The organism is Lutibacter aestuarii, from assembly GCF_042676885.1.
GTDB lineage: Bacteria > Bacteroidota > Bacteroidia > Flavobacteriales > Flavobacteriaceae > Lutibacter > Lutibacter aestuarii.
Genome location: NZ_JBHTIC010000005.1, coordinates 246,909 through 270,071 on the forward strand (window position 1 = coordinate 246,909; position 23,163 = coordinate 270,071).

Annotated in this window: 16 protein-coding genes; 13 read left to right on the forward strand and 3 right to left on the reverse strand. The window is 30.5% G+C overall.

The genetic code is table 11. The annotated features are described in order from the left end of the window. The first annotated feature begins 161 nt into the window (after nucleotides 1–161). Both ACFQZW_RS03645 and ACFQZW_RS03650 read left to right on the forward strand, forming a co-directional pair. Nucleotides 162–1,640, forward strand: coding sequence for a Na+/H+ antiporter NhaC family protein (locus ACFQZW_RS03645; protein ID WP_298285763.1), 1,479 nt, complete (start codon nucleotides 162–164; stop codon nucleotides 1,638–1,640). 32 nt (nucleotides 1,641–1,672) lie between these two features. Beyond that, nucleotides 1,673–2,938, forward strand: coding sequence for a D-alanyl-D-alanine carboxypeptidase (locus ACFQZW_RS03650; protein ID WP_386781492.1), 1,266 nt, complete (start codon nucleotides 1,673–1,675; stop codon nucleotides 2,936–2,938). A gap of 13 nt (nucleotides 2,939–2,951) precedes the next feature. On the opposite strand, the gene ACFQZW_RS03655 is transcribed toward ACFQZW_RS03650, so the two are convergent. Beyond that, on the reverse strand, nucleotides 2,952–4,418 hold the full coding sequence (locus ACFQZW_RS03655) for a M14 family metallopeptidase (RefSeq protein WP_386781493.1): 1,467 nt from the start codon (nucleotides 4,416–4,418) through the stop codon (nucleotides 2,952–2,954). A gap of 235 nt (nucleotides 4,419–4,653) precedes the next feature. Here ACFQZW_RS03655 and ACFQZW_RS03660 point away from each other — a divergent pair, with 235 nt between their 5' ends. The 4 genes from ACFQZW_RS03660 to ACFQZW_RS03675 are packed head-to-tail and all read left to right on the forward strand — an operon-like array spanning nucleotide 4,654 to nucleotide 8,414. Continuing rightward, nucleotides 4,654–5,676 (forward strand): S66 peptidase family protein, encoded by a 1,023-nt coding sequence (locus tag ACFQZW_RS03660; RefSeq protein WP_386781494.1) that lies wholly within the window; start codon nucleotides 4,654–4,656, stop codon nucleotides 5,674–5,676. A 26-nt stretch (nucleotides 5,677–5,702) separates the two neighbouring features. After that, on the forward strand, nucleotides 5,703–6,716 hold the full coding sequence (locus ACFQZW_RS03665; RefSeq protein WP_386781495.1) for a dipeptide epimerase: 1,014 nt from the start codon (nucleotides 5,703–5,705) through the stop codon (nucleotides 6,714–6,716). A gap of 2 nt (nucleotides 6,717–6,718) precedes the next feature. Further along, the gene (locus ACFQZW_RS03670; protein WP_386781496.1) at nucleotides 6,719–7,747 is read left to right on the forward strand and encodes an aminotransferase class I/II-fold pyridoxal phosphate-dependent enzyme; all 1,029 of its coding nucleotides are present in this window, start codon (nucleotides 6,719–6,721) and stop codon (nucleotides 7,745–7,747) included. Between the two features lie 10 nt (nucleotides 7,748–7,757). Continuing rightward, nucleotides 7,758–8,414: an N-acetylmuramoyl-L-alanine amidase gene (locus ACFQZW_RS03675; RefSeq protein WP_298264276.1), complete on the forward strand. Its 657-nt coding sequence runs from the start codon at nucleotides 7,758–7,760 to the stop codon at nucleotides 8,412–8,414. Between the two features lie 102 nt (nucleotides 8,415–8,516). On the opposite strand, the gene ACFQZW_RS03680 is transcribed toward ACFQZW_RS03675, so the two are convergent. Then, entirely contained in the window at nucleotides 8,517–10,001 is a 1,485-nt protein-coding gene (locus ACFQZW_RS03680; protein WP_298264274.1) for a SusD/RagB family nutrient-binding outer membrane lipoprotein, read from the reverse strand. A gap of 11 nt (nucleotides 10,002–10,012) precedes the next feature. Continuing rightward, entirely contained in the window at nucleotides 10,013–13,063 is a 3,051-nt protein-coding gene (locus ACFQZW_RS03685) for a SusC/RagA family TonB-linked outer membrane protein (RefSeq protein WP_298264273.1), read from the reverse strand. Nucleotides 13,064–13,295: 232 nt separating this feature from the next. Between ACFQZW_RS03685 and ACFQZW_RS03690 the strand changes: the two genes are divergently transcribed. From ACFQZW_RS03690 to ACFQZW_RS03720, 7 genes are all read left to right on the forward strand, one after another. Beyond that, on the forward strand, nucleotides 13,296–14,045 hold the full coding sequence (locus ACFQZW_RS03690) for a DeoR/GlpR family DNA-binding transcription regulator (RefSeq protein WP_386781497.1): 750 nt from the start codon (nucleotides 13,296–13,298) through the stop codon (nucleotides 14,043–14,045). A gap of 127 nt (nucleotides 14,046–14,172) precedes the next feature. Further along, a complete protein-coding gene (locus ACFQZW_RS03695; RefSeq protein WP_386781498.1) occupies nucleotides 14,173–17,163 on the forward strand; it encodes a SusC/RagA family TonB-linked outer membrane protein in 2,991 nt (996 codons plus the stop codon). Between the two features lie 23 nt (nucleotides 17,164–17,186). Further along, nucleotides 17,187–18,533 (forward strand): RagB/SusD family nutrient uptake outer membrane protein, encoded by a 1,347-nt coding sequence (locus ACFQZW_RS03700; protein ID WP_386781499.1) that lies wholly within the window; start codon nucleotides 17,187–17,189, stop codon nucleotides 18,531–18,533. 110 nt (nucleotides 18,534–18,643) lie between these two features. Beyond that, entirely contained in the window at nucleotides 18,644–19,828 is a 1,185-nt protein-coding gene (locus ACFQZW_RS03705) for an exo-beta-N-acetylmuramidase NamZ family protein (RefSeq protein ID WP_372802151.1), read from the forward strand. Beyond that, nucleotides 19,828–21,285, forward strand: a complete 1,458-nt coding sequence (locus ACFQZW_RS03710; RefSeq protein WP_386781500.1) for a sodium:solute symporter — start codon at nucleotides 19,828–19,830, stop codon at nucleotides 21,283–21,285. The genes ACFQZW_RS03705 and ACFQZW_RS03710 overlap by 1 nt, the downstream gene beginning before the upstream one ends. Further along, nucleotides 21,275–22,096, forward strand: coding sequence for an N-acetylmuramic acid 6-phosphate etherase (gene murQ / locus ACFQZW_RS03715; protein WP_298285786.1), 822 nt, complete (start codon nucleotides 21,275–21,277; stop codon nucleotides 22,094–22,096). Before ACFQZW_RS03710 ends, murQ begins: the two co-directional genes overlap by 11 nt. Before the next feature lie 2 nt (nucleotides 22,097–22,098). Continuing rightward, on the forward strand, nucleotides 22,099–23,163 hold the full coding sequence (locus ACFQZW_RS03720) for an anhydro-N-acetylmuramic acid kinase (protein ID WP_386781501.1): 1,065 nt from the start codon (nucleotides 22,099–22,101) through the stop codon (nucleotides 23,161–23,163).

The window sequence follows — 23,163 nt, forward strand, 5'->3', positions numbered from 1 at the left end:
CGCATTTAATTTTTTATTATATTCATTTTAATGTCGTAAATTTCAATAAAACAGCAAAAATATCAGAGATTCATCTAAAAAATTTAATCAATTTGTTTAGTTTGAGTATATTCACACATTCCAATATTCTTTGGAATAAATTTTTCTAACTACAAAACTATATGGATACTTACGGATTTCTATCAATTTTACCTCCAATAATTGCAATTGTATTTGCTTTAAGAACAAAGCAAGTATATATAGCTTTACTTTTTGGGATTTGGTCCTCGTGGGTTATTATGAGTGACTGGAATTTAATTAAAGGAACCATAGCTGCAATTGAAGGAATGGTAAATGTGTTTAAATCTGAAGGTAATACTCGAACCATCATGTTTAGCGCTCTTGTTGGCGCTCTTTTATTATTTATTCAATATTCTAGAGGAGTTGAAGGCTTTGTAAATAAAATTAATATTCTTATCAACTATTTTGAAAAAAAACAAAGTGGTTATAGTAGAATAATTGTTCAAATTTTAGCCTTATTAACTGGAATCATTCTCTTTGTAGAAACAAGCATAAGCTCATTAACCGTTGGAACACTCTATAGACCAATTTTTGATAAGTTGAAAATTTCTAGAGAAAAATTAGCCTATATAGCTGATTCAAGTTCTGCTCCTTCATCCATCATAATACCTTTTAATGCTTGGGGAGCTTTTATTATGGGTTTATTAATAACTCAAGGAATAGACAACCCTTTTTCAGTACTTTTCTCTTCAATTAAATATAATTTCTACCCATTTATAGCAATTACTATTGTTTTTATTTTAATCATATCCAAAAAAGATTTTGGACCTATGGCAAAAGCCGAAAAAAGAACTCGAGAAACTGGAAAAGTTTTAAATGACAATGCAAAACCTATGATTTCTGAAACAATAACTTCATACCAACCTAAAGAAGGTATTAAAGCAAAGGCATATAATATGACAATACCACTTTTTACCATGGTAATTATGATGCCTATAAACTTGGCTTATACAGGCTGGTACAAAGTTGAAGAATATACTTCATTTACCAATCATTTATCACAAGCTATCGGGAAAGGTTCTGGATCGTCCTCTGTTTTATATGCAGTTATTACATCTATACTTGTTGCTATGATTTTATATAAATCTCAAGGGATTTTAAAAATTAAAGAAATGGTTGATTTAATTTTAAAAGGAATCAGTGAATTAATGCCTCTTGCACTACTGATGCTTTTTGCTTTTGCTATAAGCGATGCTTGTAATCAATTAGGAACTGGTCAATATATAGCTAATTGGTCTAAAGAATGGTTGTCTCCAGAATTTTTACCTGCAATTGTATTTACTATAAGTTCATTTATTGCTTTTTCAACTGGTACTTCATGGGGAACCTTTGCAATTATGATAGCTATTGCTATTCCAATGACAACTATCCACGAAGCTAATTTAGGACTTGTAATCGCTGCCACTTTGGGAGGCGGAGTTTTTGGAGATCATTGCTCTCCTATTTCAGATACAACCATTATTTCTTCTATGGCTTCTGCAACAGATCATATTGACCATGTTAAAACACAATTACCTTATGCACTAATTGGAGGTGCTATTACTACTCTTATGTATCTAATAATGGGATTTACTATTTAATCTAAACCGAAAAGTATTAAAACAACTAAAACATGTTTAAATTAAAATATCTTTTTTTAGGGCTGATATTTCTACTAATTGGGTGTAAATCTGCACAGGTTTCAAAAAAAATAACAAAACAACTCAATAGTAGCCTCTTTAATAATCAATTTACTGGAGTACTAATTTACAATCCGAAATCAAATGATACTTTATTTAGTTTTAATGCTAATAAATATTTTACACCTGCTAGTAATACAAAAATTTTTACTTTATATACTGGATTACAGTATTTACCAGAAAAAATTCCAGCATTTAAATACACTATTAAAAAAGATACCTTAACTGTTTTAGGTACTGGAGACCCTAGTTTTTTACATTCCTATTTTAAAGATAGTACCGCTCTAAAAATGTTTAAAAATTATAAAAATGTAGCTTTAATAATTGACAATATAAAAGATGAAAAATATGGTCCTGGTTGGGCTTGGGAAGATTATGATACTTATTTTAGTCCTGAAAGAAGTAGTTTTCCAATGTATGGAAACATACTTACAGTTGATTTTGAAAAAGACTCTTTAATCAATCCTAAAATATTAAAGAATAATGTGCAGTTCAAAAAATCAAACTTTAATAGAGACTATTATTCCAATCACTTTTACTACCAACCTAAAAATAAGAAACTAAAAGAGATTCCTATGGTTATGGATTCTTTATTAATCACTAAATTATGGAATGATCTTTTACCTAACAAAGTTTCTATTAAAAGTAACTCTGTAAAAAAATTGGAGCATACTGCTTATAGTATTCCGTCAGATTCTTTATATAAACGAATGATGCTTGAAAGTGATAATTTTTTAGCTGAACAACTACTTATCTTAGCATCTTCTACCGTTTCTGACACATTAAATTCTACCATGATAAGAAAAAAAATTCTTGAAACCCATCTAAAAGACTTAAAACAAAAACCCAGATGGGTAGATGGTTCTGGATTAAGCAGATACAATTTGTTTACACCAACTTCGTTTGTACAAGTTTTAACTAAATTACATTCAGAAATTCCTAAAGATCGATTGTTTAATTTCTTTCCTGTTGGAGGAAAACTTGGAACCTTAAAAAATTGGTACGTTGGTAACCCAACTCCATATATTTATGCAAAATCTGGCACCGTTGGAAATAATTATTCTTTAAGTGGATATCTAATAACAAAATCAGGTAAAGTTCTAATTTTTAGCTTTATGAACAATCATTATACTACCAAAACAAATGATGTTAGAAAACAAATGCAAACTATTTTTGAATTTATTAGAGACAACTATTAAGGCTCTTTTATTGTTAATTTTTAAAAATCAACGCATTATTAAAATTATTTTGTTTGCTATTTAAATCAATTAAGAAGCCATTAATAATTGCATATTTAATTTTCCCATCCTTTTTTAACAAAAAAGTAGGATTTGCTCCTACGTTAATTTTTAATTCTGGAATTTTATACTCGCTTCCAATTAAATGAATAGGAGCTTTCAAATATTTTTTATCATCTGGTAAATCCTCGATTTTTAAATAAGTAACCCCCTTTTTTAAAAGCTGATAAATATCTAAATCCGACAAATCATCTATAGAATTTAAAGTTTCTGGATACACTTTTCCTTGCTCAATAGTATATCCCTCTCCATTCAAGGTTTCGTATCCAAAAAATGTAGATAAATCACCTTGATCTATTATTCTACCTACATTATAAAAGCTAGAATAATTTTCATCATCAACTTCAAAACGATTAATCCCTAAATCAATAATATATTTTTTATCTAAAAGTTGATAGGTTACTCCTTGAATTTTTAAATCAAATAATTTACGATCATTTTGAGGGATTTTTTCATAATCTTCAACCGAAATATCTTTGTAAGTACCATTTGCAATGGTATAAATTGCTGCTAAAATAGAAACATAATTCAACTTTCTAATTTCTTGTTTTTCTATATCATTTTTATAACCTCCAGATTCTATTAAAATAGTGCTTGTACCCCATTTTTGTATATTATCTCCAAAAGCTCTAGGCTCAAAATCATCATTGTATCTTCCAACTTGCCCTGACGCATATTTTTGAATAATTTGATTCATAAAAACAATAACCTTCATTGCATTTGCTCTAACTTCATTAATCTCTTTTTCATAATTATAAGCAGGTGCTAAATATGAAATAGTTGCTACTTTATCTGTACGTTCAGCATTATAATAAATACTTTGGTCGTGTAAATTAAATCCGAAATTTGCTTTTAAGCTATCTCGAACATTTTTTAACGTTCTCCCTTCTGGGGATTGCAATCTTAAAGCATCTCTATTTATATCAATTCCCAATGTATTTCGTCTAGTATATTTCTCTGCTCCATCAGGGTTTAACATCGGTAAAAAATGAAGGGTCAGCTTACTTAAAATGGCTTCTTTCTCTTCAGAAAAATCATTGCTATTTAAAAAATTGAAAATATCGAAAATGGCTTGTGTTGCCGTTGGTTCATCTCCATGCATTTGAGACCACAAAAAAACATTTATATTTCCTTTACCAACACTCACTAAATTTAAATCTCTACCTTCAATAGACTCCCCAACTTTTTTTACGGTATATTTTGAATCCTCTTTCAATTTATCAATCAGGGGCTTTATATTCTTATATTTTATCCTTCTATTTTTTAAACTAGATTCTTTATAATTTTCATAGGTTTCATACAAATTTGAAGTGAAATCAATATTTTGACTTGAAATACTTATAAAAAAAAGCATCATTATACTAGTAAAAGCTTGTTTCATATTATTTTATTTTGGAATTTATTTATGATTTGAGTCTCTATAAGAATTCAATAAAACCTGTTATTAAAATTCAATTAACAATCAAATTTAAAACAATTTTACGGTTCAACAATTTAACTAATCATAAATTATTTAAATCTTAAAAAAACCATTATTTATAGGTGTTTTTTGTGTTTTTCAATTAGACTTTCAACAAGAAAAATCCTATATTTACATGAACACTTTTATTAAATTTATGAGACTATTTTTCTACTGTATCCTATTAATTTTTATGGTAAATGTGAGTTGTAAATCTAAACAACAAACACATTCCAATTTTACAAAAAATGAAACAACCCAAATAATAAAAAAACCGCCTTATCTTAAAAAAGGAGATACGGTAGTTATTATTTCTCCCGCTGGAAATTTATTTAACAAAAAAGCTGAAATTCAACAAGCAAAAAAATTACTTAACGGCTGGGGTTTAAATGTTGTTTTAGGAAAAAACATTTTTACACAAAACAATCAATTTGCTGGTACAGATAATGAACGTGCCTCAGACTTTCAAAAAGCTATAGATAATCCAAATATAAAAGCTATTTGGTGTGCACGTGGTGGCTATGGTTCTGTAAGAATTTTAGACAAATTAGATTATAGCACCTTTATTAAACATCCTAAATGGATTATTGGATATTCGGACATAACAGCTTTTCATAATCAAATTCATAATTTAGGATTTGAAACCATTCATGCTATGATGGGAATTAGTTTGAATGAAAATTGTGAATTTTTAGAAGAAAATGCCACATCACTAAAAAAATCCCTTTTTGGCAATCAATTAGCTTACACTATAAAAAGTTCAGATTATAATAAATTAGGTGAAACCACTGGACAAATTGTTGGTGGAAATTTAACACTCTTACATACCATGTTAGGGTCAAAAACCAGTATTAACACCAATGGCAAAATTTTATTTTTTGAAGAAATTGGTGAATATGCTTACCATATAGACCGCATGTTACAAAGCCTAAAACGCGCTGGCTATTTTGAAAATTGTAACGGTATTATTGTTGGAGATATTAGTAATATAAGAAAAAATAACACACATTGGGGAACATCTATAGAGCAACTTATTTTAGATGTTGTTAAAGAATACGATTTTCCAGTACTTTTTAATTTTCCAGCGGGTCATGAAGATAAAAATCTAGCGCTTATTTTAGGAAGAACTATTGAACTAAAAGTTAACAAAGATAATTCTACTGTTTTATTCAGAAAATAAAAAACCAACTATTAAATACTTACAATATGCAACTAATCTTAAAACCGTATAATTTAAAACTACGCCATACGTTCACTATTTCAAGAGAATCTTATGACATCCAACCAACACTTATCGTTGAATTAAAAGATGGTGAATATTCTGGGTATGGAGAAGCCACTTCTAATCCATATTACAACATTACCATTCCAAAAATGATGGATGATTTAACTTCATTAAAACCTTTAATTAAAGAAAACTTTCATTTAACTCCAGAAGCTTTTTGGGATAAAATGTATCCGCACTTAAAACATGATATGTTTGCTTTATGTGGCTTAGATTTAGCTTTTAATGATTTATTTGCTAAAAAACAAGGAAAAAAACTATATGAGTTATGGAACTATGACATCAATAAAAACCCATTAACAGATTATACCATTGGAATTGATTCAATTGAGAAAATGGTAGCTAAAATGAAAGAAGTTCCTTGGCCTATTTATAAAATAAAACTTGGCACAAAAGAAGATATAAAAATAATTGAAGAGTTACGTAAACATACCAATGCAGTTTTTAGAGTTGATGCTAACTGCGGTTGGACGGTTGAAGAAACTATAAAAAATTCTGTTAAGCTCCAAAATCTAGGAGTTGAATTTATTGAACAGCCTCTTAAAGCTGACGAATGGGATGACCATAAAGAAGTTTACTCAAAATCTGTATTACCCATTATAGCAGATGAAAGCTGTCAAATTGAAGAAGATGTTTTAAAATGTCACAATCACTTTCATGGTGTAAATGTTAAATTGGTAAAATGCGGTGGCTTAACTTCTGCTAAAAGAATGCTTATTGAAGCTAAAGAATTAAACATGAAAACTATGGTTGGTTGTATGACAGAATCATCTGTTGGAATTTCTGCAATAGCGCATTTATTACCATTATTAGATTATGTAGATATGGATGGTGCCATGTTATTAGCTGAAGACATTGCTACAGGAGTTACTATTAAAGATGGAATTATAAAATACAGTGATTTAAACGGAACTGGAATTACTTTAACAACATAATAATGAAAGTTAATGAATTTCCAAACAGAAAAATTTCTGTAAACAACGAACCTTATTTATATTTTGGAGGAACTTCATATTTAGGAATGGCTTCTAATACAGAATTTCAAAAAAACATTTTTGAAGGTTTAAAAAAATGGGGAACATTTTATGGAAGCTCAAGAAACGCCAATATAAAATTAGCCATTTATGAAGAAGCGGAAAATTACTTCTCCAATTTCTTAGGAAGTGAAGACAGCCTTACTACTTCTTCTGGAACTTTAGCTGGTAAAATAGTTATTGATTATTTATCTAAAACCACTCAGAAATTCTTTCATTATCCAAAAACCCATCCTGCGGTTTTGCATCCTAATAGTTTGTCTTTATTTTTAAATGGGAAATTACATCCTCTTTTACAAAATGATATTTCAGAAGATATTGTAATTACAGTTGACGCCATATTAGCACTGGAAACACAACCTACATCATTTGATTTTTTAGATGCTATTTCACCACAAAAAAAAATAACTTTAGTTATTGATGAATCACATAGCCTGGGTATTATTGGCAAACATGGTAGAGGGATTTTTTCTTCAATAAATTCTAATAAATTAAATCGCAAAATTTTAATATCATCCTTAGGAAAAGCTTTTGGTATTTCAGGCGGAATTATTGCTTCTGATAAGGATTTTATTAACGAAATTAGTGCTGAGCCTATTTTTATATCGTCATCTGGAGCAAACCCTGCTTATTTAGAGGCTTTTCTTAAAAGTAATAATCTTTATAAAAATCAGCGAAAACAGCTTTTTAATAACTTAGACTTTTTAGAAAACGCTTTAAAACCCAACGACAACAACAACAACTATCAATTCAATAAAAAATACCCTGTAATTTATTCAACAAGTGATGTATTACATGAAAAGTTATTACAAAACAACATTATTATCGCTAGATTTAAATATCCTACTTATGAAAGCTATATGAATAGAATTGTAATTACAGCAAACCACACCAAAAATGATTTAAAAAAACTATCTAATTTAATTAATTAAAACTATTATAATGAAACATTATTTCCTGCTTTTCACTTCAATTCTACTTATTTCCTGTTCTGTTAAAACAAAAATAGTAGACAAACCTATTACCTTTGATAAAGAAAGAGAAGCCTTAACGCTCCAATATCTATCGGAAAGATATGACATCAATAATGGAACAACTAAAATTACTCCAAAAATGATTGTATTGCATTGGACTGCCATTCCTAGTTTAGAAAATACTTTTAAAGCTTTTGAAAAAAGTAAAATTACTAATAGCAGACCTGACATTAAGAGTTCTGGCGCTTTAAATGTTTCCTCTCAATTTGTAGTTGACCAAGACGGTACTATTTATAGATTAATGCCCGAAACTACAATGGCCAGGCATGTAATTGGACTTAATCATTGTGCTATAGGAATTGAAAATGTTGGAGGTACAAAAGATGCTCCACTTACTAAAGCTCAATTAAAATCTAACATTAAATTAGTAAAATATTTAGCTTCAAAATACGATATTGATTATGTGATTGGTCATTATGAATACACCAATTTTGTAAACCATGAACTTTGGCTAGAAAAAGATCCAAATTATAGAACTAAAAAAACAGATCCTGGAAAAGAGTTTTTAACAGCTGTTAAAGAAGCTACTAAAAATTTAAATTTTAAACCAACACCTCAAAAATAAGCAATTCTTTACTTCAAACTCTATTAATAATTTAAAAAAAACCGTCTAAAAATTTCTTTTTAGACGGTTTTTTCAAATAATTATTAAAAACTCAACTCTACTTTATTCTGCAGTATTCCACCAGACTGGTGTAGTTAATCTAACATATGGATCATTATTAGGCATATTTTCATAGTTTCTATCTTCCTCATTGTATTCATACATCATTGCTTGAATCCAATCATTTTCATTAGGGAAAATATCAAGGTTTACATTTTCAGGACGCTGTAACCCATGATAAATATCAGAACTATAATCCATTCTTCTCATATCTACCCAAGTTTCAGGGTTTAAAACATTAGCAATATATTTTTGAACCATAATATGAGACAGTTCAATATTAGTCTCTCCAACTTCATCATCTAACAAATCCATATAAATACTTGTAGATCCTGCATCCACTCCTAATTTTTCGAAATCAGCTTGAACTCCCATTTTAAAAGCTGTATAAGCACCTGCCTTATCACCTTTTCTAAGTCTAGCTTCAGCTTCAATAAATTTTACTTCACTGAAGTTAATCATATCTGTAGTTGAATTTGGACTCGTATAAAAACCGCCATTTCCTAAAGAATAATCATCTCCAGAATTACCATCTAAACCTCTCCCAGTTACAACACCTTGATAACCTCCATTTACTGCTTCTGGAACAATAATAGTCAAACGAGGATCCCAGTCAGCCCCTTCTAAGTTTAGTGGGTTTTTTAATAATTTCACAAAGAAATCAGAAAAATAATCCATTCTTGAAGAACCATAACCTCCAACTGCAAAAGGCTGTATATCATTTGATACTGGTCCTCCACCATAAGTTTTTTGAGCATTTAATGCATTTGAACTTATTGCTAATTGACATGCTGCAATAACAGCATCAGGATCATAAGATGATTTTTTACTTAAATGATTTAGGTATCTAGCTTTTATAGCATATGCAAATTTTTTCCATTTTTCATGGTCTCCTTGATACAATACATCTCCACCTTCTTCGTTTAAATCAATCTCACTTGATTTATCCAAATCAGCAATTGCTTCATCTAAATAATTAAAAATAGCTTCATAAACCTCTTTTTGAGTTCTAAATTTAGGTGTTATATTCATAGAAGACTCACCATCATAGGTTTCATCCAATACAATATCTCCATATTGATCTGTAGTCATTCCTAAAATATACGCTCGTAAAATTTTACCAACTGCTACAAAATTTGGAGCATTATCTCTCTTACCTAAAACAATTAAATCGGCTGTATTAGGAAGCGAATACACGTACGCATTTTGCCATAAAAAATAACGTCCTGTAGTTAAAGAAGAACTCCAAGTTTCAGAGTAATAGTTAGTTACATTTTGCGAACCATATTGAGTAATTCCTAAAACTTCTCTACTTCCTCTATATTGAGCTTGAGCTGTTGTATTTTCAATTGCCCCTTGAATTCTAAATTGTGGAGGCAGTGAAGATGTTGTTGGCTTTGTTTCAGAACCATTTACATCAAAATAGTCATCACCACATGAAGTTGCTATGACTGCTAAAAATAGTATTAAATATTTATATAATTTCATAATTTTAATTTTTAGAATCTAACTTTTAAACCTAAATCGAATCCTTGAACATTAGGCGTTCCTAAATTATCTATAGACATTGACCCTGCACCAGCTATTCCGGCACCAAAAGTATTCACTTCAGGATCTACTCCGCTATAGTTTGTGATGGTAAATAAATTTCTACCAGTTGCAAAAAGCTCTACAGAAGATAAAGCTGTTTTATCAAGTATTTTCTTTGGAAGCTTATAACTTAGCGTAACATATCTCAATCTTGCAAATGAACCATCTTCAATAAAATTTTCTGTATTTCTATAATAATAATCTCTATAAAAAGCTTGGTCCATAGCTACTGGAACTGTGTTTACAGCACCATTCACATCAACTCCCGGCAATACTATTGTTTCATTTCTATTAAGAGTTTGTTTGCTTAAACCGTAATAAACCAAAGCAGATTCTGTTGCATTATAAACATCAACTCCTTGAACAATATCTAACAAAAATGATAATTGAAAATCTTTATAACTTAACGTATTAGAAATACCTAAGGTCCAATCTGGCATACGAGTTACATCATCATAAGTTTCTACAACAAGTGTTGGCAATCCATTTGAATTAATAACCACATCTCCATTTTCATTTCTTTGAGGTCTATACCCTCTTAAACCAAATAAAGAGCCATCTAATATTGCTGCTCCTGCAGCGGTTGCATTAAATGTCCAAGAATCTGATAAATAAACTTCATTTAAGAAACCTGGAAGCTCATTTACTTCACTTTTATTCATTCCAAAATTAAAATCAACATTCCATTTAAAATCCGAAGTGTACGGCAATACTTTAAATGAAACTAAAGCTTCAAAACCTCTATTTGTAATAGCTCCACCGTTAAGTGTAGCATAAAACGTACCTGTTGTTGGAGGGACTCTAATATCTCTTAGTATCTGATTTTCTGACTTACTTGTATAATATGTTAAATCTAAACCAATTCTACTTTCAAACAAACGCATATCCACACCTACTTCAAAACTATTTGTGAATTCTGGTTCAAGATTTGGATTTCCTACATCTACTCCATTCCAAGTGTAAGCAGAACTTGCCAATGAATTTATATTGGTTGAAAGAGAACTTTCTAAAGCTCCAATTGGGGCATCTTTCCCAACTTTGGCCCAAGTAGATCTGAATTGCAAATAACTTAAACCGTTAGAAGATGTAATATCATTACCCGCATTTTTAAATAAATCAGTTACAACAGCTGAAACACCAACTGATGGATAGAAAAATGATCTTTTATCTTTTGGTAAAGTAGAGGACCAGTCATTTCTTCCAGTAGCAGTCAAAAATAATGCGTTTTGCCATCCTAATTTTAACTCACCAAAAACACCTACCATTCGCTTTCTTGTAATTCCTTCACTAATAATTTGATCTTCAATTTTCACATTTCCAATACTATAAATTCCTGGAGCCTGAAAACCATTCCCTCTAGTGTAAGTTGTTCTTATATCCAATTCATCAACAGAATTCCCCAACAAAGCATTGATTGAAAAATCTTCGGTTAACTGTTTCTCATAGGTTATTAATAAATTTGAATTTAAACGTTTATTATCTCTTTCATATTGACTAATATAACCATCTTCTCTATTATCAATTAACGATCCATCTCCAGTTATTTTTTTATTAAATTGAGTAAAATTATCAATCCCTAATTTATAAGAGATGTTAAAATCTTTTAAAAATTTGTAATTTAAATTAATAGCTCCTATTAAACGATTAACCTCATCTGTATTTGGACTATATTTAATACTCCAATACGGGTTATCAAATTGCTGATCTAAAAAGAAACTTTTTTGAGAATTATCTGAATTCAAGTAATCAGAAGCATCAACATTTGCAGGATAACCTAGTAAACTTAAAAAACTACTTCCTGATGCGTTTCCTTGTTTTGTACTATTTGTTTTAGTAGTAATATAATTTGCAGTTACACCAAGTGTTAAATTATTATTGATGACTGATGAAGTATTTATTCTAAAAGATGTTTTGTCGTAACTTGTGCTTTTAATTGTTCCATCTTGTGAAACATCACCTATAGAAAAATAAATATTACTTTTTTCATTTCCTCCAGAATAACTTAAGGTATGATTTGAAGTAATGGCAGTATCATAAAAATCTTTAATATTATTAAAAACCGGAGATCCTGCTGTACTATTTCCCCAGGAAAGTGGAGAATCTGTATTAATAGTAGTACCTGTACTGCCTACAATTTGCTCTCCTTGACCATAAAGAGTCTGTACATCTGGAGTACCAATAATATTATCTACAGATACAGAACCAGAATATGTAACTACGCTAGAACCTTCTTTACCTTTTTTAGTAGTAATAATTACCGCCCCCTCCGCTGCTTGAATACCATAAAGAGCTGCGGCTGCAGGACCTTTTAGAACAGAAATACTTTCAATATCTTCTGGATTAATATCCGAAGCTCTATTTGCACTTGCTACCTCTAAACTTGAACTAGTTGAATTATCAATAGGAAGACCATCTACAATAAATAATGGTTGGTTATTTCCAGTAATTGAAGAACCTCCCCTAATCATTATGATGGCTGATGAACCAGGAGCTCCTCCAGAGTTTACCACAGTAACACCAGACACTTTTCCTTGCAATCCATTTACCATACTTGTTTGATTACCTTCCAAAAGTGCCTCAGCTTTGACAGCTTGTACAGCATATCCAAGAGATTTTCTTTCTTTTTTAATTCCCAATGCAGTAATCACAACCTCATCAAGGCTTTCCCCTGCGTTTAAAGATACATTAATAATATTAGAGGTCACTTCAATTTCCTGCGTTGTGAAACCTACGTACGAAAAAATTAAAACAGCACCTTTAGGAGCTTTAATTTCATATTTTCCGTCAAAATCCGTGATACTTCCAGTATTTGTACCTTTAATTTGTACGCTAGCACCCGGCAAAGGAAGATTGTCAGCGTTGGATTTAACCACTCCAGTTACAGTTATAGATTGTGCAAACAAAATTTGAACAAAAAATACCATTAGAATAGTTAAAAAATGATAATAGTTTTTTTTCATGATGTGTTAATTTAAAATCAATTTAATAACAAATATATTTAAATTTTCGAATAAAAACGCATAAATATGCTTTAATAATGCAATTATACTTAAATATTTTATACAAAATGAGAATATATATGATAAAACACTTATAAACGTTCACTTATTTAATAATAAAAAAATAAAAGATATTCCATATAAACAAAAAAGTTGCATATTTGTAGTTACTTTTGCTTAATAAATTAATAACATGCTAAAAGAAGAAAGACACCACTATATATTAGACAAAATAAAATTAAACAGAAAAGTACTCTCCTCAAATCTTAGTACCGAACTACATGTTTCTGAAGACACTATAAGAAGAGACCTTAATGAACTATCTCTAAACGGATTAATTAAAAAAGTTCATGGTGGAGCTTTACCTATAGATAATAAAGCCCCTTCATATGAAGAGCGAAGCAACTACAACCTTGAGGAAAAAAATATCATTGCCAAAAAAGCAGTTAAATTAATAAGAGAAGGTCAAGTAATCATTATGAGTGGAAGCACCACAAACCTTCAGTTAGCAAAAATCATACCCTCAGATATTAACGCAACTATTTACACATACAGCCTGCCAATTGCTATTCAACTCACCGAGCACCCATCAATAGAAATTATTTTTATAGGAGGTAAATTAAACAAACCCGCCCAAGTTACCGTTGGATTAGATGTAGTAGCATCCATATCACAACTAAGAGCGGATTTATGCTTTATGGGTACTGGAGGTATCGATATCACCAAAGGAATGACAGAGCCAAATTGGGAAGTATCCCATATAAAAAAGAGCATGATTGAAGCTAGTGACCAAGTCATTGTTCTTTGCACTAATAATAAAATCAATGAAGTGAAAAGATACCCAGTAACACCAATTAACAATATCAATACCATTGTTACAGATATCAAACCAGACAGTCAAATACTACAGCCTTATAAAGAAAAAGGTATCACAATCTTATAAAAATTATTTTTTTGCAGGTTTTTGCGGTTTTAGATATTAAATTTTGCACTTTATTAATGTTTTTTTAATATTATCTAAAAATAAATACTATTTTTGAGTAATCTATTTTTATTTTAAAACCATTCTTATGAACAAAACAAATGTAAACCACTCTTTATTTAAGAGATTTCGATTTATGAGTAGTGTATTTGTGCTTATGATGTTGGGTCTTTCCCTTCAAGCACAAACAAACTCATACACATTAAAAGGTACCGTAATAGACAATGTTGGTCCAGTACCTGGTGTTAGTGTACAAATTAAAAACACCAACTTAGGTGAAATTACAGACTTTTCTGGAAATTATAATTTAAAAGTTAAACTAAACGCAGGTAACTATACACTAGTTTTTAGATCTTTAGGGCTAGTTACTAAGGAGTTGGAAATTACATTAGGTACTGTAAATGAAGTAGTAAATAATGTTACAATGAACTCTGATATTCTTGGGTTAGATGAAGTTGTTATTACTGGAGCTGGAGCATTAACAGCTAAAAAACAATTAGGTAATACAATTTCAAGTGTTAAAGGTTTAGCAATTACTGAATCTGCCTCAGTTGATGTTACTGGAGGTCTTTCAGGAAAATTAGCAGGGATTCAAGTTACTCAAAACTCGGGGGATCCTGCAGGGGGAATTAGTGTAAGGTTAAGAAGTGCTAGTACTGTTAATGGAAGTTCTGATCCACTATATATTATTGATGGAGTAATTGTAAACAATAACTCTACTGATGTATTAGGAACAACTAGTGTGGTTCAAAATAGATTATCAGATATTAGCCCTCAAGATATTGATAGAATTGAAGTAATTAAAGGGGCTGCTGCTGCAGCGATTTATGGATCAAGAGCAAGTAATGGTGTTGTACAAATCTTTACAAAAAAAGGACAATCTGGAGAACCTATTATCACAGTCTCAAGCAGTATTAACTTCAACTCTTTAAGAAAGAAACGCGATTTTAATCAAGTACCCTTAGATTGGGCAGCTGATGGCTCGACGGTTCCTGTAACTAGATATGATTATCAAGATATGGTTTTTAACAACTCAACTGGTACTGATAATTATGTTTCTATGTCTGGAGGAAAAGAAAACACCAACTATTTTGCTTCTTTTTCATATTTACAGAATGATGGAATTTTGAGAAGTACAGATTATGAAAGACAAGGAGGAAGAATTAGGATTAATCAAGTAATTAATGATTGGGCGTCAGCATCTTTTGGTACTTATTTTTCAACAAGTAAAAGTAACGATCAACCCAATGGTGGTTATGTGGCAGGTGTATTACCAACTATTTTATTTACTAATAATACAATAGACCCAAGTGTAGATGCAGATGGAAACTACCCAACTATGACTTTTTATCCAAATATTTTGGAGTACATAGAAACTTTTGACTTTAATCAAGAGAATAACAGAACTATTGGTGATTTCCAACTTAATTTAACCCCAGTAGAAGGACTTAAAGTAAATTATATTCTTGGTTACGACAACTCAGAATCTATTGGTAATTCATATATCCCAATTGGAACTACAACAATTGCACTAGGAAGTGCTACAAGCACTACAATTAATACAAAACAATTCAATAGTGATTTAAACGCTTCTTTCAATAAGGATATCAACAACAAAATTAAATCAACAACTACAGGAGGGTTTTCTTGGCAATCAGATAAAACAATATTAAGTTCAATTACTGCAAGTGGTTTGGCTTTAGGGGTAAAAACTACAGATGGTGCTGCCTCAATTTCTACAGATGAAAGTAGAAGTGAAAGAACATTTTGGGGTGGTTTTCTTCAACAAACATTTGGTTTTAATGATAAACTATTTGTAACTGGAGCAATTAGATTAGATGGTTCATCAGTATTTGGTAAAGATGAAAGAAATCAATTTTATCCAAAAACCAGTATGTCTTATTTAGTTTCAGAAGAAGACTTTTGGGAAAATAGTTTTGGATCCTCAATAAATAGCTTTAAAGTGAGAGCAGCTTGGGGACAAGCAGGTAATTTAACTGCTATAGGTCCTTTTGACAGATTATCAAACTACTCTGCCATTAGCATTGATGGATCGTCAGGCTTAATTGCTCCTACAAGGTTAGGAAATGCAGATTTAAAGCCTGAAAGACAAACTGAAATAGAATTCGGTATTGATATGGGGCTATTTGACAATAAAGTTGGTATAGAACTTACTTATTATAAACAAGACATTGAAGATCTTTTATTAGCACGCACATTATCTCCTTCTACTGGTTTTGGTTCTAGAGTTGAAAATATTGGTACAATGACTAATAAAGGTTTTGAAGCATTAATTACTGCTACACCAATCCAAACAAATGATTTCAGCTGGTCAATTACTGGAACTTACTCAACAAACAAAAATGAAGTAAATGACATTGAAGGTGAACAGTTTGGAATTGGAAACTTTGGTTTTTCAGTTGCCAAAAACGGACAACCACTAGGTGTATTTTATCAAGGGTACTATGCTAGAAATAATGATGGGAGCTTATTATTAACTCCGGGTGGACTTCCACAAAGAGAAAAAGGATCTTATGACGCTAACGGAAATCCAATTCCAGAGAGAGATGCATCTGGGCAACCAGCTGGCTCTAACTTAAGTAAAGTTATTGGAGATCCAAATCCAGATTTTATAGCCTCTTTAATTAATGAATTGAAATACAAAAATTTTACATTTAGATTACAATTCGATGCTGTACAAGGTGTTGATGTACTAAGTTGGGACACACGTATGTTTTACCGTTTCGGTGGAGGACCACAAACAGGCAGTGAATTAAGTGGTGAAAGCGTTAGAGGAACTGGAGCCGCTAATTTTGGTATTGCAGAATCTTATATTGAAGATGGTTCTTATATAAAACTTAGAGAAGTTTCTGCTTCTTATTTATTAAAAGATCCTTTAAAAGGAATTGACAATGTTAAATTTACTATAACTGGACGTAATTTATTCTCTATAGATAATTTTTCAGGTTATGACCCAGAAGTAAATATGGATGGGCAAAGCAATGGTGCAAGAGGCGGTATTATGGGATTAGTTCCAATACCTAGTGTAATTAAATTTGGTTTAACTGCTACTTTTTAAGAGTAAAACAAAAACATAATAAAATGAAAAATATAAAAATATTTACAATAATAAGTGCCTTGCTTATTAGCAGTGGTTTATTCACTGCTTGCGACACTGATTTTGAAAATCCAAACAATCCAACAGAAGATGTAGTATTAGGAACAAAGGAAGGACTTTTTGCATTAGCAACAGGAATAAGACAATACTATTCTGTATATGCATTAAGACAAATCATAGAAGCCCCAGGAATTACAACTAGAGAACTAGGAGTAACCAATACTTTTTTAAATATTAATGAATTAGCAAAAGGTGGAGCTGAATTACCAGCAGAAAGTGGAGGTATTACAAATCCTTGGGTAAATCTTCTAAGAGCTAAAGGTATGGCTGAATCCTTAATTGAAGGAGCTAATATTGTTGAGCTTTCTCCAGGTACTAGAAGTGGTGTTTTAGCTTATGGAAACCTATTTAAAGCTATGAGTTTAGGCGCTTTAATTGAAATGTTTGAACAAGCTCCAATCAATAACGCAGCTGATGGTGCTGCTGAATTTAGTGACAGAGCTACTGTATTAGCTAGTTGTATTTTATTATTAGAAGAAGCAAAATCAGCTTTAGCTTCATCTCCTATCTCAGATGAATTTGAATCAACAGTTCTGTGGCCAGATATGAATTTACAAAAAACAATTAATGCATTTCTTTCAAGATATTATTTAATAGCAGGTAATTACACTGAATCAATCAATGCAGCGAATGCAGTATTAAATAATAGTGACCCAACAAACTCAATGTGGATTTATGATGCTAACAACCAAAATCCTATTTGGAACAGAACAGTAAATTCGGCAGATTTAAACCCTCAAACTAACTTTGGTTTATTAGGAAATTATGTTCCTGAGACTGGAGATGGTAGAATAGACTTTTACTTAGGAGATGATGCTGGTACCGCTAACGCAGATGCTGGTGGGCAAGCGTTAAGTGAAATGCTCGGCTTTTTTGGAACTAATACATCAGCAATACCTATTTATCTTCATGGAGAAATGCTTTTAAACAAAGCTGAAGCATTTGCAAGACAAAACCAATTATCCGAAGCTGTTATTCAACTAAATTTAGTGAGACAAAAAAATAATGATCCACTCGGAGTTAATGCTAACTTACCAGCTTGGACAGGTGACGAAACAAATCAAAATGCAGTTTTAGAAGAAATTTATAAAAATAGATGTATCGAATTATTTTTAACTGGATTAAGGTTTGGAGATAGCAAAAGATTTCACCCAAACTTTGTTGTCCCTACAGAGGCCAATACAACAAACGAAAGGAATAGAAATTTTTACCCATATCCAACAATAGAAAGAGAGAACAATCCAAATACCCCAGCAGACCCAGCCATTTAGAAAGTAATCATATAAATTTTAAGTTAGTTATTTGGATAATTTTTATTTGGGGCAGCAGAATCTGTTGCCTCAAATAAAAATCAAAAAATTATGAAATATTAATAAAAATTATGAAAGTATACACTGGCTTAGATGTGTTTATTAAAGACAAAGAAATTCAAAAAACATTTAAAGGAAATGTTGGTTTACTATGTCATAATGCATCGGTTGATTCAAAATTTTCGCATGCCATTTTTAAATTTAAAGAAATATTTAATTCAAGGTTCATTAAGGTTTTTGGCCCTCAACATGGGTTTTCAACAGATGTTCAGGATAATATGATTGAAACTGATCACACCATTCACCCATATTTTAACATTCCAATATATTCTCTATATTCTGAAACAAGAATTCCTACAGATGATATGCTTGAAAAAATAGATCATTTATTTGTTGATTTACAAGATGTTGGCTGCAGGGTTTATACATATATTTATACGCTAACTCTCTTACTTGAAAAGTGCTCAAATAAAAATATTGAAGTAATTGTACTTGATCGTCCAAACCCAATAAATGGTATAGACATTGAAGGTAATATTTTAGAAAAAGAGTTTGAATCATTTGTTGGCCTCCATCCTATTCCAATGAGACATGGAATGACTATTGGTGAAGTCGCTTTAATGCATCAAAGTTTATGGGCTACAAAAAAAACAAACCTTAAAGTAATAAAAATGCTTAACTGGAAGCGAGAAATGTTTTTTGAAGACACTAAATTACCTTGGATTTTACCTTCACCGAATCTTGCAAGAGCTGAAAGTGCCTGTACATTTCCTGCAACAGTTTTATTTGAAGGTACTAACTTAAGCGAGGGTCGAGGAACATCTCAGCCTTTAGAAATTGTTGGGCATCCAAAAATTGAGCCTTACTCGCTTTATTTAAATCATTTTAAAGAACGCATAAAAGAATCTAAATTACAAGGTTTTACCATCAGGCCTATAACGTTTCTTCCTACTTTTCAAAAACACGGTAATTTAGTTTGTGGTGGTTTTCAAATTCATATTACCAATAAAAAAACTTTTCAACCTTGGAGAACTGGACAACTTATATTAAAGGAACTATATCACTCTTTAGGAAATAATTTTCAATGGAAAAATCCTCCTTACGAATATAACTATACAAAACTCCCTATTGATATTCTTAACGGTACTGACAAACTAAGACATTGGGTTGAAAATAATGACAAGGTTGAAATGCTAGACACTTTTGAGAGCCTAAAAGATTACAAACAACAACTTAACGAAATAAAATTATATTAATGAGTGCTACACTAATTTTAATCATTATTGCTTCCTATTTTGGAATACTCATGCTAATTTCTCATATTACTTCAAAAAATTCTAGTGATGCGTCATTTTATACCGGTGATAGAAAATCTCCATGGCAGGTTGTAGCCTTTGGGATGATAGGAGCTGTAATGTCTGGAGTTACATTTGTATCAATACCAGGAATGGTTGGCACTAATTATTTTTACTATTTACAGTTTGTTTTTGGAAATGTGATAGGCTATGTATTTATTACCTATGTTCTTTTACCTATTTACTACGATCTAAAACTAATTTCAATCTACACCTACCTTGAAACCAGATTTGGTATTAAAACTTATAAAACAGGTTCCTTATTTTTTTTAATTTCGCAATCATTTGGTGCAGCATTACGTTTATTACTAGCGGCTAAAATATTGCAATTTGCAGTATTTGATGCTTTCAATATTCCATTTTATATTACGGTTATTTTAATACTAATACTTATTTGGTTTTATACCCATAAATCTGGAATTAAAACCATTGTATGGACAGATACATTACAAACATTCTTTTTAATTTTAGCAGCTATAGTCTCAATTTATGTTGTAAAAAGTTCTTTAAATTTAAATTTTACCGAAACAATTACTGCTGTAACCAACCACAAATATTTTAAAGTTTTTGATTGGGATTTTAATTCTGGAAGCAATTTTTATAAACAATTTATTTCGGGGTTTTTAATTGCTGTGGCAATGATTGGGTTAGATCAAAATATGATGCAAAAAACGCTTACTTGTAAAAATAAAAAAGAAGCTCAAAATAACATTCTAACTTTTAGTTTAATTTTAGCTGTAACTCAGTTTCTTTTTTTAGGATTAGGCGTAATGCTATACTTATATGCTGAAAAATTTGGCATTCAACTAGAAACTTTAAATGGAAAATTTATAAATACTGATGATTTATTCCCTATGCTATCTCTTAATCATTTTGGAATTATTGCTAGCGTTAGTTTTATTTTGGGAATAACGGCAGCTTCATTTTCAAGTGTTGATTCTTCATTAACGGCTTTAACCACTTCTTTTACACATGACTTTTTAGACATTCAACATAAAAATTCAAAAGATAAAAAACGATTAAAAAATCGAGTATTAATAGGCTTTTCAATAGTTATTTTTACAATTATTATGCTGTTTTCTGAAAGTAAAGGAGATGTAATTTCAACTATTTTCAAAGTAGCTGGTTATACGTACGGTCCGCTACTTGGTCTGTATTTATTTGGTATTTTTACAAAAATAAAAATAAAAGACGCAGCAGTACCTTTTATTTGTGTTTTAATGCCATTATTAACTTACTATTTAAACCACATATTCATAACAAAATTCTCTTTTGATTTAGGATTTATGAATATTCTAGTAAATGCACTTTTAACAATATTAAGTTTAATTATTGTAACAACTAAAAATGAAAAATAAACCAACAACAGAACAACCATCCAATTACAATAATCTTGAAAAAATGAGCACTTTTGAGCTCCTTTCAAATATTAATACCGAAGATAAATCTGTTCCAAACGCCATAGAAAAAGTAATCCCTTCTATAGAAAAACTTGTAGAAAGTATCCATTTTAAAATGAAAAATGGAGGAAGATTATTTTACATTGGTGCTGGTACAAGCGGTAGGCTTGGAGTTTTAGATGCTTCTGAATGCCCGCCAACCTACGGAGTATCTGACAATTGGGTAATAGGATTAATCGCTGGTGGTGATTCTGCCCTTAGAAAAGCGGTTGAAAATGCTGAAGATGACACAACATTGGCTTGGAAAGATTTACAAAACTATCATATTTCAGATAAAGATGTATTAGTTGGTATTGCAGCGTCTGGAACCACTCCATACGTTATTGGAGGACTTAAAAAAGCTAACGAAAATAACATTGTTACTGGGTGTATTGTTTGTAATGAAAATAGTCCAGTTGCTGAAGTAGTTGATTTTCCTATCGAAATTGTAGTTGGTCCTGAATTTGTTACCGGAAGTACAAGAATGAAAGCTGGTACAGCTCAAAAGCTGGTCTTAAATATGATTTCTACCTCAGTAATGATTAAACTTGGCAGAGTAAAAGATAATAAAATGGTTCATATGCAATTATCAAATACTAAATTGGTAAATCGTGGTATTCTTATGTTAATGGATGAACTTCATATCAATCAAGAACTAGCAACTTCCTTGCTTGAAAAATATAAAAGTGTTAAAAATGTATTAGACAACTATAAAAATAAATTTTCATGATTATGAAAAATAACATAAAATATTGCATTGGTGTTATGAGTGGCACTTCATTGGACGGTATTGATATTGCCTATATAAAATTAAATTTTAACACTTCTTATCAATTCGAAATAATGAAAGCTACTACTATTCCTTACCAACAAGAATGGAAATCAGCGTTAAAAAATGGTTTTCATTTATCAGGAGAAGCACTAACAAAACTCGATGCCGATTATGGGATTTATTTAGGTAATACTCTAAAAAAATTTATTACCGAAAATAGTATTGAAAATTTAGATTTTATAGCTTCACACGGACATACAATATTTCATAATCCAGCAGAAAATTACACGCTTCAAATTGGTAATGGTCCATATATCAATAAAATTACAGGAATAAAAACCATTTGTAATTTTAGAGTTCAAGACATTGCTTTAGGTGGTCAAGGAGCTCCATTAGTTCCAATTGGAGATATGCTTTTATTTTCTGAATATGATTATTGTCTAAACTTAGGAGGCTTTTCAAATATTTCAATGAATAAAAATAACCAACGAATTGCTTTTGATATTTGCCCAGTAAATATTGTTTTAAATCATTATGTTAATTCGTTAAATCTTGAATATGATGAAAATGGTGAAATTGCGTCAAAAGGAAATATAGATACAACTTTATTAAACGAGCTAAATTCTTTGCCATTTTATAACGACTCTAAACCAAAATCTTTAGGTTATGAGTTTATTTTAGAAACAATTTTCCCTATTATAAACAAATACAACCTCGAAATAAAAGATATTTTAAGAACTTTTGTAGAACATATTGCACTGCAAATAGCTAAAAAAATTGCTTCATATTCTTCAAAAAAAATGTTAATTACTGGAGGTGGTGCCTACAACGGTTTTCTTATTAAAAGGTTACAAGCCCATACAAAAACTCAATTAATAATTCCTAACAATAGTATTATTGATTATAAAGAAGCTTTAGTTTTTGCCTTGCTAGGGTATTTAAAAAATGAAGGAAAAAACAATTGCTTAAAAAGCGTTACAGGAGCGAGTAAAGATCATAGTAGTGGAATAATTTATACTTCTTAA